Source organism: Pseudomonas sp. HN2 (assembly GCF_020736465.1).
In the GTDB taxonomy this organism is placed as follows: domain Bacteria; phylum Pseudomonadota; class Gammaproteobacteria; order Pseudomonadales; family Pseudomonadaceae; genus Aquipseudomonas; species Aquipseudomonas moraviensis_A.
Genome location: NZ_CP085885.1, coordinates 280,314 through 294,838, shown reverse-complemented (window position 1 = coordinate 294,838; position 14,525 = coordinate 280,314). Strand labels below are relative to the sequence as shown.

The 14,525-nt window shown below is 59.9% G+C and carries 14 protein-coding genes; 9 read left to right on the top strand and 5 right to left on the bottom strand.

The window, feature by feature from the left end:
- Nucleotides 1-50 precede the first annotated feature (50 nt).
- Nucleotides 51-365, top strand: a complete 315-nt coding sequence (locus LIS66_RS01280; RefSeq protein ID WP_083353976.1) for a type II toxin-antitoxin system RelE/ParE family toxin — start codon at nucleotides 51-53, stop codon at nucleotides 363-365.
- A 2-nt stretch (nucleotides 366-367) separates the two neighbouring features.
- The gene (gene nadS / locus LIS66_RS01275) at nucleotides 368-655 is read left to right on the top strand and encodes a NadS family protein (RefSeq protein ID WP_064363398.1); all 288 of its coding nucleotides are present in this window, start codon (nucleotides 368-370) and stop codon (nucleotides 653-655) included.
- 127 nt (nucleotides 656-782) lie between these two features.
- On the opposite strand, the gene LIS66_RS01270 is transcribed toward nadS, so the two are convergent.
- Both LIS66_RS01270 and hslO read right to left on the bottom strand, forming a co-directional pair.
- The gene (locus tag LIS66_RS01270) at nucleotides 783-2,324 is read right to left on the bottom strand and encodes a phosphoenolpyruvate carboxykinase (RefSeq protein ID WP_016772179.1); all 1,542 of its coding nucleotides are present in this window, start codon (nucleotides 2,322-2,324) and stop codon (nucleotides 783-785) included.
- A gap of 181 nt (nucleotides 2,325-2,505) precedes the next feature.
- Nucleotides 2,506-3,408, bottom strand: a complete 903-nt coding sequence (gene hslO / locus LIS66_RS01265; protein ID WP_042608585.1) for an Hsp33 family molecular chaperone HslO — start codon at nucleotides 3,406-3,408, stop codon at nucleotides 2,506-2,508.
- 106 nt (nucleotides 3,409-3,514) lie between these two features.
- Between hslO and LIS66_RS01260 the strand changes: the two genes are divergently transcribed.
- On the top strand, nucleotides 3,515-4,318 hold the full coding sequence (locus tag LIS66_RS01260; protein WP_227973447.1) for a phosphatase PAP2 family protein: 804 nt from the start codon (nucleotides 3,515-3,517) through the stop codon (nucleotides 4,316-4,318).
- Between the two features lie 158 nt (nucleotides 4,319-4,476).
- Here LIS66_RS01260 and LIS66_RS01255 read toward each other — a convergent pair whose 3' ends face one another.
- Nucleotides 4,477-4,881, bottom strand: coding sequence for an RNA-binding S4 domain-containing protein (locus tag LIS66_RS01255; RefSeq protein ID WP_042608583.1), 405 nt, complete (start codon nucleotides 4,879-4,881; stop codon nucleotides 4,477-4,479).
- A gap of 116 nt (nucleotides 4,882-4,997) precedes the next feature.
- Here LIS66_RS01255 and LIS66_RS01250 point away from each other — a divergent pair, with 116 nt between their 5' ends.
- From LIS66_RS01250 to rimK, 3 genes are all read left to right on the top strand, one after another.
- Complete coding sequence (locus LIS66_RS01250) at nucleotides 4,998-5,777, top strand: EAL domain-containing protein (RefSeq protein WP_042608582.1); 780 nt, start codon at nucleotides 4,998-5,000, stop codon at nucleotides 5,775-5,777.
- A gap of 76 nt (nucleotides 5,778-5,853) precedes the next feature.
- Complete coding sequence (locus tag LIS66_RS01245; RefSeq protein ID WP_231982547.1) at nucleotides 5,854-6,273, top strand: ATP-dependent zinc protease; 420 nt, start codon at nucleotides 5,854-5,856, stop codon at nucleotides 6,271-6,273.
- On the top strand, nucleotides 6,270-7,175 hold the full coding sequence (rimK, locus tag LIS66_RS01240; protein ID WP_024011184.1) for a 30S ribosomal protein S6--L-glutamate ligase: 906 nt from the start codon (nucleotides 6,270-6,272) through the stop codon (nucleotides 7,173-7,175). The genes LIS66_RS01245 and rimK overlap by 4 nt, the downstream gene beginning before the upstream one ends.
- Nucleotides 7,176-7,266: 91 nt before the next feature.
- Here the strand turns inward: rimK and LIS66_RS01235 are convergent, their stop codons facing one another.
- Both LIS66_RS01235 and ompR read right to left on the bottom strand, forming a co-directional pair.
- Nucleotides 7,267-8,580 (bottom strand): ATP-binding protein, encoded by a 1,314-nt coding sequence (locus tag LIS66_RS01235; protein ID WP_016770645.1) that lies wholly within the window; start codon nucleotides 8,578-8,580, stop codon nucleotides 7,267-7,269.
- 113 nt (nucleotides 8,581-8,693) lie between these two features.
- Nucleotides 8,694-9,434 (bottom strand): two-component system response regulator OmpR, encoded by a 741-nt coding sequence (gene ompR / locus LIS66_RS01230; protein ID WP_042608581.1) that lies wholly within the window; start codon nucleotides 9,432-9,434, stop codon nucleotides 8,694-8,696.
- 358 nt (nucleotides 9,435-9,792) lie between these two features.
- Between ompR and LIS66_RS01225 the strand changes: the two genes are divergently transcribed.
- The 3 genes from LIS66_RS01225 to gshA all read left to right on the top strand — a co-directional run bounded on the left by LIS66_RS01225 (nucleotide 9,793) and on the right by gshA (nucleotide 14,354).
- Nucleotides 9,793-12,117, top strand: a complete 2,325-nt coding sequence (locus LIS66_RS01225; RefSeq protein ID WP_064363403.1) for a Tex family protein — start codon at nucleotides 9,793-9,795, stop codon at nucleotides 12,115-12,117.
- Entirely contained in the window at nucleotides 12,117-12,500 is a 384-nt protein-coding gene (locus tag LIS66_RS01220; RefSeq protein WP_052512482.1) for a PaaI family thioesterase, read from the top strand. Before LIS66_RS01225 ends, LIS66_RS01220 begins: the two co-directional genes overlap by 1 nt.
- Before the next feature lie 270 nt (nucleotides 12,501-12,770).
- Nucleotides 12,771-14,354, top strand: a complete 1,584-nt coding sequence (gene gshA, locus LIS66_RS01215; protein WP_042608579.1) for a glutamate--cysteine ligase — start codon at nucleotides 12,771-12,773, stop codon at nucleotides 14,352-14,354.
- The last annotated feature ends 171 nt before the right edge of the window (nucleotides 14,355-14,525 follow it).

The following is a 14,525-nucleotide window of genomic DNA, read 5'->3' as shown; positions in this document are numbered from 1 at the left end:
CATCAACACTTCAGCATTGCCTGAAAGTAAGTCACTGGCGTACATTGACCATGATTTTTATTGAGACTTCAGTCTTTACCCGCCGAGTAAGAGAGTTACTGGACGACGATGCCTACGCCACCTTTCAAAAGCAGCTGGTCGCAGACCCGTCCATTGGCGATGTAATCGAAGGGACCGGGGGGGTGCGTAAAGCACGAGTCGCCTCCAAAGGCCACGGTAAACGAGGAGGAGCACGGGTCATCTACTACCACTTCGTTTCAGCATCACAGATCGCGTTGTTGATGATTTACTCAAAAAATGAGCAGCAGGATCTTACTCATGACGAACGGAAAGCACTGAAGGCCATGATTGGAAACTGGAGGTAACCATGAGCAAATTTTTTGATGAGCTGATGGAAAGCGTGCAGGAAATGGATGAGATTCTTCGGGGTGAAAAAAAACCTTCCCGCGAATTTCATGTGGATGCATTACAGGTTAAACAGATTCGCAAAGCGACGGGAATGACGCAGGCAAAGTTCGCAGCCTTGATTGATGTCCAGCTCGGGACGTTACGCAATTGGGAGCAAGGTCGTCGTCAGCCGACTGGCCCGGCTAAAGCACTACTCAAGGCCATTCATAACGATCCTGTCCATGTGCTCAGTGCACTGGCTGATTGACAGGTTCTGAAGAAGTAGCCAAGCCAAAGCCAAAGTCCAGTTTTTGAGGCCAACCAGGCTGCATTTCAAATCGAAAATAAAAAACCGCCCCAAAGGGCGGTTTTTTTTATTCACTGCAAACCACTGCTTACAACTTCGGCCCAGCAGCCTTGATCGCGTCGCTCACTTCGAACTTCTTGAAGTTCTCGATGAACAGACCGGCCAGTGCTTTCGCTGCCTCGTCATACGCAGCCTTGTCAGCCCAAGTGTTGCGTGGGTTGAGCAGGTTGGTGTCGACGCCCGGAACGGCCAGTGGCACGTCGAGGTTGATGGTGTCGAGGTGCTCGGTGGCTGCACCGATCAGAGCGCCGCTCTGGATAGCGGCGATCACTGCACGGGTGGTCGGGATGTTGAAGCGTTGGCCGACGCCGTAGCCACCGCCGGTCCAGCCGGTGTTGACCAGGTAGACCTTGGAGCCGAAGCCGCGGATGCGCTTGATCAGCAGCTCGGCGTATTCACCAGCCGGACGCGGGAAGAACGGTGCGCCGAAGCAGGTCGAGAAGGTCGACTTGATGCCGCTGCCCGAACCCATTTCAGTCGAGCCCACCAGTGCGGTGTAGCCGGACAGGAAGTGGTAGGCCGCTTGTTCTTCGTTGAGGATCGACACTGGCGGCAGTACGCCGGTCAGGTCGCAGGTCAGGAAGATCACCGCGTTTGGCTCGCCACCCAGGTTCTTCTCGGAACGCTTGGCAACGTGCTCCAGCGGATACGCCGCTCGGCTGTTCTGGGTCAGGCTGACATCGGCGTAGTCGGCGTGCTTGGCATCGTCAATGACGACGTTTTCCAGCACCGCGCCGTGCTTGATGGCTTTCCAGATGACCGGCTCGTTCTTCTCGGAGAGGTCGATGCACTTGGCATAGCAACCGCCTTCGATGTTGAACACCACGCCTTCGCCCCAGCCGTGTTCGTCGTCACCGATCAGGTAACGGCTTTCGTCGGCCGACAGAGTGGTTTTACCAGTGCCCGACAGACCGAAGAACAGGGTCACGTCGCCGTCTTCGCCGATGTTGGCAGCGCAGTGCATTGGCAGCACGTCAGCGGCCGGAAGCAGGAAGTTCTGCACCGAGAACATGGCTTTCTTCATCTCACCGGCGTAACGCATGCCGGCGATCAGCACTTTTTTCTGCGCGAAGTTGATGATCACGCAGCCGTCGGAGTTGGTGCCGTCACGCTCAGGCACGCACTCGAAGTTGGCGACGTTGAGCACTTGCCATTCTTCGCGGCCAGCCGGGTTGTACTGGGCCGGGTTGATGAACAGGCAACGACCGAACAGGTTCTGCCAAGCAGTCTGCGTGGTCATTTTCACGGCCAGGTAGTGATCTTCCGCCGCGCCTACATGCACGTGGGAAACGAAGTGCTCTTGCGCATTGTTGAAGGCCTCGACGCGAGCCCACAGGGCATCGAACTTGTCGGCCGGGAACTTGCGGTTGATCGGGCCCCAGGCGATAGCGGCCTGGGTGGAAGGCTCTTCAACGATGAAACGGTCGACTGGCGAACGGCCGGTGCGGTGACCGGTGCGAACAACCAGAGCGCCGGTATCGGCAAGCTCGCCTTCACCGCGATTCAGGGCTTCTTTTACCAGATCATCAACACTCAGATCGGTGTACACGGCGTTATTGGCTTGCGTCATGAGGTTCCCCGTCGGCCATTGGCCGAGTGTGCTCCAAACGTTTTGTAGTAGAAAGTCGTGCACTACTACCGCGAAAAAAGTGGGCCGGATTATGCCAGAAAAGCCCAAAAAGAGTAGGGTCCTCCCGTCGTAACGGCGATATTCCGTCATTACGCAGTGAATTTACCTGCGCTGAACCGTTTTAGTGACGGGTATCTGACGGCGTATCGACGCCCGCGCCAGCGAACAATTGAGCGATATCGGCCGCGTCGAACAGGTACTGCTGATTGCAGAACTGGCAATCGATCTCGACTTTGCCGCCCTGCTCGGCTGCCAGCGCCAGCGCATCTTCCAGCCCAAGACTGACCAGCGCATTGCCAGAGCGTTCCCGCGAGCAGCTGCAACTGAAGCGCAGATGCTGCACATCGAACAGGCGCACCTGCTCTTCGTGGTACAGGCGATGCAGCACGGTTTCATTGTCCAGGCTGAGCAGCTCATCGGCGCTCAAAGTGCTGGCCAGTGCGGTGAGGTGCTGCCAGCTGGCGGCCCGTTCTTCTTCGTCTTTCAAGCGATCGGCGGGCAATTGCTGCAGCAGCAGGCCACGGGCACGACGACCGTCGGCGAACAGCTTGAAGCGCGTGCCGACTTGCTGCGACATGACGAAATAATTGGTGAAGCAATCGGAGAGGGTTTCGCCGTCGAGATCGACAATGCCCTGATAGCGCTGGCCCACAGTCGGATCGACAGTCAGGGCGAGAACGCCGTTCGGCATCAGGTCGCTGAGGGTGGCGTCCGCCGCGATCTGCTCGGCGTCATAGCGCGCCAGGCCACGGATTTCGCGCTCGCTGGAGCACTCGATCATCAGCAGCGGAATCGGCCCTTCCGAACGCGCCTGCAAGATCAGCAAGCCATCGAACTTCAGCGTGCCGACCAGCAACGACGCGGCCGCCATCAGTTCGCCGAGCAACTGCGCGACTGGCTCCGGGTACGGGTGCTTGGCGAGGACTTCGGCGTAGCTGCGCTCCAGCGCTACCAGTTCGCCGCGAGTGTCGCTGTCATCGAAGATGAAGCGTTGAGTGAAATCGGTATCCGCTAGGTCGGTCATAGGTCTGGGTATCTGAATGTGATGACAAAATGGTTACAAAACGTGAAAATTTGCGCTTGCTGGCACTTTTTTTGGTGCCGGCGCTTTTCGCCATGGGAGGCATTTTATGAACAATCCGGGTTTGTTCCAATCAAGGTGGAACCTCGGCCGGCTGGTTCTGTGTAACGTAGTGCCGTTGGCGCTACTGGCTTTCTGGTTATGGCCTACCGGTCAGATGCTGTGTGTGATTTTCGACGAGTGGCTGTTCCGCTCGCTGAATGCACCGCTGGCCAGCAACCCGATATGGCTCCACATCTGGGCAATTGCAAGTCTGCGTCCGTTCGACATTGTCGTTGGCCTGATTCTGCTGACGCTGCTGATCAGGGGCGACTGGGTCTTCAGGGCAATCGACGTGCGCCGCGCATTCTTCGGTTTTTTCTCGATCCTGCTGTTGATGGTGGTGATTCGCGCGCTGTTTTCCAAATTCGCCGATCACATGGGCTGGCAGCACAGCAGCCCGTCGATGGTGATCGAGGGCGCCGTGCACATCAGCGATTACTTTCCGCATCTGGAAAAAACCTGGGAGCTGAAGGACCGTTCGGGCCAGAGTTTCCCGGGTGATCATGCCTCGGTGCTGTTGATCTGGGCGTTGTTCATGGGCGTGTTCAGCCGCACCGTCGGCCAGTTTTTCACGGTCTGGAGTCTGGCAGTGCTGTTCATGATGCCGCGCCTGGTGGCTGGCGCGCACTGGGGCCAGGACGATTACATCGGTGGCGTGCTGCTGGCGGTCTGGGCGTTGGGCTGGGGTTACTACACACCCTTTGCCTGGCACGCGTCGAACTTCTGGTTGAAGCTGACCGCGCCGGTTTTCGCGCTGCTGGGCAAGTTGCCGCTGGTGTCGCGGATGAGTGTGGTGTCTGCCGCACGCTGATGGACCTGTGGCGAGGGAGCTTGCTCCCGCTCGGCTGCGCAGCAGTCGCCATACCGGTCGGTGCATTTGTCGCTCGAGGCGCACTGCTCGACGGTACAGGGCGTCCTTCGGCCGCCAGCGGGAGCAAGCTCCCTCGCCACAATAGTGTTCAACTCACGTCATTCGTTGCTGCTACCGCGAAACTTGAACAGATCGCGCCGCTGCTTCTTGCTCGGCTTGCCATCGGTGCTCACGCCCAACGACCCTGCCTTGCGCATTGCCGCAGCCGCTTCACGCTTGGCGATACTCGCCTCGGTCTCGGCGTACAAGGTCTGCGCTTCGGGTGCGCCCCGACGCACGATCGACAAGGCCTCGACCCTCACGGTGCGCACTTCGAAGCCGGTGCGAATCTCGAACTCATCGCCTATGCGTGGTTCCTTGCCCGGTTTGCAGCGTTCGCCGCGACAATGCACCTTGCCACTTTCGATCGCTGCTTTGGCCAGGGCACGAGTCTTGTAGAAGCGCGCCGCCCATAGCCATTTATCGAGACGGACCTTGTCGTCCTCCTCCTGTTTCTGCGCCATATGAATTCCTCGTTCAGCCAGTAGTCGGAACTGTACTACCGTTTCTGTCGGGCGCAAGAACTCGGCCCACCAGATAGACTGTGATCTTCGCCGCATGACCGGCCTGGAGTGACCGAGTGACAAAATTCCCGACTTCATTGACCTCGCCCAAGGGCGGTTGCCAGGGCTGCCAGCAAAGCGAGCCGCTGGACTTCGATTTTGCCTTCGCCTTCCAGCCGATCGTCGACCTGCGCGATCAGTCCGTGTTTGCCCACGAAGCACTGGTGCGAGGCATCGCAGGAGAAGGCGCACTGTCCGTGTTAAATCAGGTTACAGAAGACAACCGTTACCGTTTCGACCAGCTCTGCCGGACCCGCGCCATCGAAGGTGCGGCCAGTCTTAATATGCAGACACACTTGTCGATCAACTTTTTGCCCAACGCCGTCTACCGTCCAGAGCTGTGCATTCGCAGCACGCTGGAGGCCGCACGAAAACACAACTTTCCGATCGACCGGCTGATTTTCGAAACCCTGGAAATCGAGCACGTAGATAATTATCGCCATTTGACCAATATTCTGCGTGAATACCGCGAATTCGGCTTCAAGACCGCCATCGACGATTTCGGTGCCGGCTATTCGGGGCTCAATCTGCTGGCTGATTTCCAACCGGACCTGATCAAACTCGACATGGCGCTGATCCGCGATGTCGATCAAGACCGTGTCCGTCAGGTGATCGTGCGGGGGATTGTCACAATGTGTGCGGAGTTGAACGTTACAGTCATCGCCGAGGGCATCGAGAGCGTCGGGGAACGGGATTTCCTCGCGGACTGTGGAATATTTCTGATGCAGGGCTACTGGTTCGCCAAACCTGCGTTCAAAGCGTTGCCCCGGGTGCCAGACGAGGCCTGGAAGCGTTAACTCTTGGTTTTTTTCTTTGAAGACATTTGATCATTTGACCGTTGTTGGTCTGCGCGAGTGGGTGGCGCTCCCGGGCCTGGGAGTCGCCGGTCTGCGCGCGAAAATCGACACCGGCGCCAGCACTTCCAGCCTGCACGCCACCGATATCGAACCGTTCGAGCGCGACGGCGAGAAATGGGTGCGCTTCACCGCGCACCTGGGCACGGTGGTGCAATTGCGTCACCGGCGCTGCGAAGCCCCGCTGGTCACGCGCAAAACCATCAAAAGCTCCAATGGCCATGCGCAGGTGCGCTACGTGATCAGCACCACGCTGGCCCTGGGTGATCGAGTCTGGCCGGTGGAATTCACCCTGGCCTGCCGCAAGTCCATGCGTTATCGCCTGTTGCTCGGTTCCAAAGCCCTGATCGATGGCCAGTTGGTGGTCAATCCGGGCATCAAATATGTACAAGACAAGCCGGTGTTCCCGGTATCTACCTCTTCCACAGGTGTTGCATGAAGATCGCTGTGCTGTCGCGTAATCCGCGTCTGTATTCCACCCGCCGTCTGGTCGAAGCCGGAATCGAGCGCGGGCATGAAATGGTGGTGATCGACACCTTGCGCGCCTACATGAACATTGCCAGCCACAAGCCGCAGATCCACTACCGCGGCAAACCGCTGGAAGGTTTTGATGCGGTGATCCCGCGGATCGGCGCGTCGGTAACGTTCTACGGCTGCGCGGTGTTGCGTCAGTTCGAAATGATGGGCGTGTTCCCGCTCAACGAGTCGGTGGCCATTGCTCGCTCCCGGGATAAATTGCGTTCGTTGCAGCTGCTGTCGCGACGCGGAATCGGTTTGCCGGTCACCGGTTTTGCCCACTCGCCAGACGATATTCCCGACCTGATCGCCATGGTCAACGGCGCACCGCTGGTGATCAAGGTGCTAGAAGGCACTCAGGGCATCGGTGTGGTGCTGTGCGAAACCGCAACAGCGGCAGAGTCGGTGATCGAAGCGTTCATGGGCCTGAAGCAGAACATCATGGTCCAGGAATACATCAAGGAAGCCGGCGGCGCGGATATCCGCTGCTTCGTGGTCGGCGACAAGGTGATCGCGGCGATGAAGCGCCAGGCCAAACCGGGCGAGTTCCGTTCCAATCTGCATCGCGGCGGCAGCGCCAGCCTGATCAAGATCACCCCGGAAGAACGCATGACCGCGTTACGCGCCGCCAAGGTGATGGGCTTGGCGGTGGCGGGCGTGGATATCCTGCGTTCCAATCACGGGCCGCTGGTCATGGAAGTGAATTCGTCGCCGGGACTGGAAGGGATCGAGACTACCACCGGCAAGAACGTGGCCGGGATCATCATCGAACACCTGGAAAAGAATGGCGGGCCGAATATGACCCGGACCAAGGGCAAAGGCTAGAGGAGCAGCTTCAAGCTGCAAGCTGCAAGTGGAAAGCGCTTTGCTTGTAGCTTGTAGCTTGTAGCTTGTAGCTTGTAGCTTGCAGCTGCTTCTAAACCGCATCCCGGGGCAACATCAATCCCAGCGGCAATCTCACCCGCGCCTCAAGCCCACCTCCGGACCGGTTGCGCAATTCGACATTGCCGCCATGCATCGCCGCAATGCGCTTGACGATCGCCAATCCCAATCCGGTGCCCTTGCCCCCCCGCGCCCGATCGCCTCGGGTGAACGGGTTGAAGATCGCCTCAAGCTCCGACGGATCGATCCCCGCGCCACGGTCCATCACACTCAGGACTACGTACGGCGCGCTGGTATCTCCCGACACATAGGCCGCCACTTCCACGCCGGTGCCGGCATGGTTCAAGGCGTTACCGATCAGGTTGTTGAGCAGGCGTTTCATCGACACGCGACGCAGCGGGAATGGCTGGATCGGTTCCAGACGCAAACGCACTTTTTCTTCGTTCTGGTTATACGGCGCGGCGACTTCACGCACCAGATCACTGAGGTCGACTTCTTCCACCGATTCGTCGCGACCGTCGCGAATGAACGCGAGGAACTGGTCGAGAATCGCGTCCATGTCCTCGATGTCGCGGACCATGTCGTCGGTGAGGTCGGTGTGGTCGCCCATCAATTCCAGCGACAGGCGCAAGCGTGTCAGCGGCGTGCGCAAGTCATGGGACACCCCCGCCAGCATCAGCTCACGTTCGCGTCCGGCCTGTTCTACGTCTTCGGCCATCTGGTTGAACGCGCGGTAGACCTCGGTCATTTCGCTGGGCGTATCGCTGATCGGCAGGCGTACGCTGCGGCCCTGGCCAAGTTGCCGCGCGGCATAGACGAGTCGCTTCAACGGCTGGTTGAGCTGGCTGACGAAAATCCATGCCGACGCTGTGGACAAGAGGCCGATGGCGAGGAACCAGCCGAGCACGTTCCAGATTTTCTGACCACGCAGCGGATGTGGATACAACGGTACTTTCAGCCAGCCATCGCCCAGGCTCGGCGCGCGAACCCACAACGCCGGCGGCGAATGCATGCGCAAACGCACTTCGGTGTCGGCACCCAGTTCCGCCTGCATCTGCCGCTGATAGATTTCGCTGTACGGCCAGTGCTGTTCGCCTTCCGGCACACCGGCACCGACCACACGAATCAGGGTCGCGGCATCGGCAATTTTTGCGCGGTTTTCTTCATCGGCGGCCCAATATGCGCGCAGCGTCAGAGCGACACCGTGACTGTATTGGCGATCCACCAGCACGTCCTCGTTCATCAACAGATAAACCAGGGTCAGCGCCTTGGAAAACAGCACGACGATAAGCACCAGCCAAAGGGTGCGAGAGAAAAAGCTTTGGGGGAACCAGACGGGGGTTTTCATCTTTAACCGCTACACACTTGCAGGAGCGAGCAATGCTCGCATATTGCGGATTGCGAGTCTGTGGCAATGGCCGTGCGACCAATACCGGCAGACCCGCTCCTACAAATCACCGATCACTTGGTGGCGGTGCCATCCGGTACGAACACGTAGCCCACGCCCCAGACGGTCTGGATATAGCGCGGTTTCGACGCATCGGGTTCGATCATCCGGCGCAGACGCGAGATCTGCACGTCGATGGAACGCTCCAGTGCATCCCATTCCCGGCCACGGGCGAGGTTCATCAGTTTGTCGCGGGTCAGCGGCTGACGCGCGTTCATCACCAGCGCCTTGAGCACAGCGAACTCACCGGTGGTGAGCATGTGCACTTCATCGCCCCGCTTGAGTTCGCGGGTGGCCAGTGACAACACGTAATCACCAAAGGTGACGTTTTCGTCTTCACTGCCCGGCGCGCCCGGTACCGGTGCGGCCTGACGGCGCAATACGGCTTTGACCCGCGCCATCAGCTCGTCCGGGTTGAACGGCTTGGCCAGGTAATCGTCGGCGCCCAGTTCGAGGCCCTTGATACGGCTCAGCTCATCGCCCTTGGCGGTGAGCATGATGATCGGAATCTGGTTGTTCGCGCCACGCAGGCGGCGGCACGCGGTCAGGCCGTCTTCGCCCGGCAGCATCAGGTCGAGGACGACCAGATTGAACACTTCACGCGCCAGCAGACGATCCATCTGCTCGGTGTTCGGAACGGTACGGGCACGGTAGCCCTTGCTGACGAAGAAACGCTCCAGCAGGCTGCTCAGCCCCGGATCGTCATCAACGATAAGAATTTTTTCGCCTTCAGCCGTTTGTGCAGTGCTGCTCATTGGATGCTCCTTTTAGCTCGGCGCGCATTATGGCGTAGCTGCCGTTATACGCACCGTGTGCATTGTTAGCAGATTTTTCCTTCACTGCCAGAAAACCGGGGTTTATGCCTACAGCCTGCAACGCCCCCGAATGACAGAACGCTGGTTATAATGCGCGGCGTTTTGCGCCAGGCAACGTCTGAATCGTTACCGTAAGTGGCCGGTATTTTTTCCGGCCCTGTGCAGCAACTGTTCGATTTCACGGGTCAATGGGCAGCCTCTTGATCCAGGCAGCGGCCATTTTCCAGCCGCTCAATCAGCCTCCAGGCCTTTATCAGCGTGCCTGTGAGCCTGCTTTCACACTATGTCAGGTGGTTTTATGGACAGCATCAACAGCCGCATCGCCGAGGAACTCGGCGTACGCCCACAACAGGTCGAAGCGGCCGTCGCGCTACTCGATGAAGGTTCTACCGTTCCCTTCATCGCCCGTTACCGAAAAGAAGTGACCGGCAGCCTCGATGACACCCAGTTGCGTCATCTGGAAGAGCGCCTGCGCTACCTGCGAGAACTCGACGAACGGCGCATCAGCATCCTCGCCAGCATCGAAGAGCAAGGCAAACTCACCCCGGCCCTCGAGCGTGACATCAAGCTCGCCGACACCAAGACGCGCCTCGAAGACCTGTACCTGCCGTACAAGCAGAAGCGCCGCACCAAAGGCCAGATCGCCCTTGAAGCCGGCCTCGGCGAACTGGCCGACGGCCTGTTCAACGACCCGAACCTGGCGCCGGAAACCGAAGCCGCGCGCTTCGTCGACGCCGAAAAAGGCGTGGCCGACGTCAAGGCTGCGCTGGAAGGCGCCAAGTACATCCTCATGGAGCGTTTCGCCGAAGACGCCGCCCTGCTGGAAAAACTACGTAATTTCCTCAAGCAGGAAGCGATCCTCAGTGCCCGCGTCATCGCTGGCAAGGAAGAGGAAGGCGCCAAGTTCCGTGATTACTTCGAACACGACGAGCCGCTGAAAAGCATGCCGTCGCACCGCGCCCTGGCGATTTTCCGCGGTCGCAACGAAGGCATTCTCAGCTCCGCGCTGAAGGTCGGCGATGAGCTGCCCGGCACCATGCACCCGTGCGAAGGCATGATCGCCCAGCAGTTCGGCATTCAGAACCAGAACCGCCCGGCGGACAAATGGCTGAGCGAAGTGGTGCGCTGGACCTGGAAGGTCAAGCTGTACACCCACTTGGAAACCGACCTGCTCGGCGAGTTGCGCGACGGCGCCGAAACCGAAGCGATCAACGTTTTCGCGCACAACCTGCACGACCTGCTGCTGGCCGCTCCGGCCGGCCCGCGCGCCACCCTGGGCCTCGACCCGGGTCTGCGCACCGGCTGCAAGGTTGCCGTAGTCGATTCCACCGGCAAGCTGCTCGATCACGCCACGGTTTACCCGCACGTGCCCCACAACAAATGGGATCAGACCATCGCCATTCTTGCCGCTCTGTGCGCCAAGCACTCGGTGGACCTGATCGCCATCGGCAACGGCACCGCCAGCCGTGAGACCGACAAGCTGGCGATCGAGCTGATCAAAAAATATCCAGCGATGAAGATGACCAAGGTCATGGTGTCCGAAGCCGGCGCCTCGGTGTACTCCGCATCGGAACTGGCGGCCAAGGAATTCCCGGACCTCGACGTGTCGATCCGTGGTGCCGTGTCGATCGCCCGTCGTCTGCAGGACCCGCTCGCCGAGCTGGTGAAAATCGACCCGAAATCCATCGGTGTCGGCCAGTACCAGCACGATGTCTCGCAGCTGAAACTGGCGCGTGGTCTTGACGCGGTGGTCGAGGACTGCGTGAACGCCGTGGGCGTGGATGTGAACACCGCCTCCGTGGCACTGCTGGCGCGGATCTCCGGCCTCAATGCGACGCTGGCGCAGAACATTGTTGCTCACCGTGACGAACACGGCGCATTCAAGACCCGCGCGGCGCTGAAGAAAGTGGCGCGACTGGGCGAAAAAACCTTCGAACAGGCCGCCGGTTTCTTGCGCGTGATGAACGGCGACAATCCGCTGGATTCTTCGGCGGTGCACCCGGAAGCCTATCCGCTGGTGCAGCGCATTGCTGCTGAAACCGACCGCGACATCCGCTCGCTGATCGGCGATGCCGCGTTCCTCAAGCGCCTGGATCCGAAGAAATTCACCGACGAAACCTTCGGTCTGCCGACCGTTACCGACATCCTGCAAGAACTGGAAAAACCCGGTCGCGATCCGCGGCCGGAGTTCAAGACCGCCGAGTTCCAGGAAGGCGTAGAAGACCTCAAGGACCTGCAACTGGGGATGATCCTCGAAGGCGTGGTAACCAACGTTACCGCGTTCGGTGCATTCGTCGACATCGGCGTGCATCAGGACGGTCTGGTGCACATCTCGGCGCTGTCGGAGAAGTTCATCAAGGACCCACGCGAAGCGGTCAAGGCCGGTGACGTGGTGAAAGTGAAGGTCATGGAAGTCGACATCCCGCGCAAACGCGTCGGCCTGTCGATGCGCATGAGCGACACCCCGGGCGAAAAAATCGACGGCGCCCGTGGCTCGCGTCCGGGCTCGGCACCGCGCCAGTCCTCCGGCAACGCGCCGCGCAAGGAAACCGCGACCGCCGCGCCGGTGAACAACGCGATGGCCTCGCTGTTCGCCAACGCCAAGCAGTTGAAGAAACGCTGATGGAAATGCCGGCCGGGCTCGTCGAGAGCGCGTTTTTCAAGCTGTTGGGCTGCCGCCTCCACAGCCTCGAAACCGGGGTCGCGCAAGTCGCCCTGGCGCTTGAGCCCGAACTGCGCAATCGCGGCGGCAAGCTACACGGCGGCGCGCTGTTCAGTCTGGTCGACATTGCCATGGGCCTGGCTTGTTCCAGCAGCCATGGCTTTGATCAGCAGAGCGCAACCATCGAGTGCAAGATCAACTACATCCGCGCCGTTTCCGACGGCGAGGTGCTGTGCACGGCCCGGGTGATCCACCCGGGCCGGCGCACGCTGGTGGTCGAAGCCGAGGTGATGCAAGGCGACAAGCTGGTCGCAAAAGCGCAAGGCACCTTCGCTGTCCTGTAGATGTTGCTCATCATTTTGAGTTAATTTCGGCGCAACGAATCCTGTGGGAGCGAGCCTGCTCGCGAAGACGGTGTGTCAGTCGACGGTGATATTGACTGCAAAACCCTCTTCGCGAGCAGGCTCGCTCCCACAGGGATTGTGCAGTTCTTGACTGACCGGCAAATGGCCTGCCGCTACAAAACCAGGCGATCACGCCAGTTTCAACTTCACCCTTGTAGACCGTCCTGCCCACCCCCATATTGGGGCGACTGACGCGTGAAGGAATCCAAATTGAGCGAACTTCTCAACCGCCGCCTGGCTCTGCTCGGCGAGCGCGCCAACCTCTCTCTGCTCAAGCAGTGCCTGCACGGTATCGAACGTGAATGCCTGCGTGTGACCAGTGAAGGTCGCCTGGCGCAAACGCCGCACCCCGAAGCCCTGGGTTCCGCGCTGACCAACGAACAGATCACCACCGACTACTCCGAGTCGCTGCTGGAATTCATCACGCCTGCCCTGCCGGATCCTGCCGACACGCTGGCGAGCCTGGACAAGATTCACCGCTTTGCCTACAGCAAGCTCGGCAACGAGTACCTGTGGAGTCCATCGATGCCGTGCCCGTTGCCGGCCGAGGAAGACATCCCGATTGCCTATTACGGCACCTCCAACATCGGCCAGCTCAAGTACGTCTATCGCAAGGGCCTGGCCCTGCGCTACGGCAAGACCATGCAGTGCATCGCCGGGATTCACTACAACTTTTCCCTGCCGGAACAGCTCTGGCCATTGCTGCGCGAGGCCGAAGGCTTCGTCGGCACTGATCGCGATTTCCAGTCGGTGTCCTATATCGCGCTGATCCGCAACTTCCGCCGCTACAGCTGGCTGCTGATGTACCTGTTCGGCGCCTCGCCGGCACTGGATGCCGGTTTCCTGCGCGGGCGTTCGCATCAACTCGAACAGCTTGATCCGGACACGCTGTATCTGCCGTATGCGACCAGCCTGCGCATGAGCGATCTCGGTTATCAGAGCAACGCCCAGGCCGGCCTGACGCCCTGCTACAACGATCTGGCCAGTTACACCGACAGCCTGCGCGAAGCGGTGGCCACGCCTTACGCGCCGTACGTTGAAGTCGGCACGCACAAGGACGGCGAGTGGGTGCAGCTCAACACCAACATCCTGCAGATCGAAAACGAGTACTACTCCAACATCCGCCCGAAACGCGTGACCTACACCGGCGAACGGCCGATCCAGGCGCTGATGGCGCGCGGCATTCAATACGTCGAAGTGCGCTGCCTGGACATCAACCCGTTCCTGCCGATGGGCATCGACCTCACCGAATCGCGCTTCATCGACGCCTTCCTGCTGTATTGCGCGCTGAACGACAGCCCGCTGCTGACTAACACTTCGTGCGGCAACGCCACCTCGAACTTCCTCAGCGTGGTCAAGGAAGGCCGCCGTCCGGGCCTGCAATTGCAGCGTGACGGTCAGCCGGTCGAGATGAAGCAATGGGCGGCCGAGCTGCTCGAGCAGATTGCTCCACTGGCGGCGATGCTCGATCAGAGCGTCGGCGGCGATGCCCACAGCAAGGCGCTGGATGCCCAACTGGCCAAGGTCAACGATCCGTCCCTGACGCCATCGGCGCAGGTGCTGGCCGCCATGGCCGAGCACAAGGAAAGCTTCGCGCAGTTCTCCCTGCGCCAGAGCCAGATCCATGCCGAGTTCTTCCGTCGCGAACCGCTGGCGGCTGACGAGCAAGCGAAGTTTGAAGAACTGGCCCGGGCGTCGCTGGCGCAGCAGACCGAGCTTGAGCAGAACGAAGTCGGCGATTTCGATGTGTTTGTCGGCGCGTATCAGGCGAGCATCCTGGCGATCAGTAACTGATCAAATTTCTCTGTGGCGAGGGAGCTTGCTCCCGCTCGGCTGCGCAGCAGTCGCAAATTATCCAACGCGGCGCATCAGATGAAATGCGTTAACGGATTTGGGAGTCCTTCGGCCTCCAGCGGGAGCAAGCTCCCTCGCCACAAGTGCCAACCGCCCGCTGTGCTTAGATTT

Excerpts from the sequence above, each read along its gene's own strand:
- LIS66_RS01280 (WP_083353976.1), top strand. The coding sequence starts at position 51 with ATGATTTTTATTGAGACTTCAGTCTTTACCCGCCGAGTAAGAGAGTTA.
- nadS (WP_064363398.1), top strand. The coding sequence starts at position 368 with ATGAGCAAATTTTTTGATGAGCTGATGGAAAGCGTGCAGGAAATGGAT.
- LIS66_RS01270 (WP_016772179.1), bottom strand. The coding sequence starts at position 2,324 with ATGACGCAAGCCAATAACGCCGTGTACACCGATCTGAGTGTTGATGAT.
- hslO (WP_042608585.1), bottom strand. The coding sequence starts at position 3,408 with ATGACCGACCTAGCGGATACCGATTTCACTCAACGCTTCATCTTCGAT.
- LIS66_RS01260 (WP_227973447.1), top strand. The coding sequence starts at position 3,515 with ATGAACAATCCGGGTTTGTTCCAATCAAGGTGGAACCTCGGCCGGCTG.
- LIS66_RS01255 (WP_042608583.1), bottom strand. The coding sequence starts at position 4,881 with ATGGCGCAGAAACAGGAGGAGGACGACAAGGTCCGTCTCGATAAATGG.
- rimK (WP_024011184.1), top strand. The coding sequence starts at position 6,270 with ATGAAGATCGCTGTGCTGTCGCGTAATCCGCGTCTGTATTCCACCCGC.
- LIS66_RS01235 (WP_016770645.1), bottom strand. The coding sequence starts at position 8,580 with ATGAAAACCCCCGTCTGGTTCCCCCAAAGCTTTTTCTCTCGCACCCTT.
- ompR (WP_042608581.1), bottom strand. The coding sequence starts at position 9,434 with ATGAGCAGCACTGCACAAACGGCTGAAGGCGAAAAAATTCTTATCGTT.
- LIS66_RS01225 (WP_064363403.1), top strand. The coding sequence starts at position 9,793 with ATGGACAGCATCAACAGCCGCATCGCCGAGGAACTCGGCGTACGCCCA.
- LIS66_RS01220 (WP_052512482.1), top strand. The coding sequence starts at position 12,117 with ATGGAAATGCCGGCCGGGCTCGTCGAGAGCGCGTTTTTCAAGCTGTTG.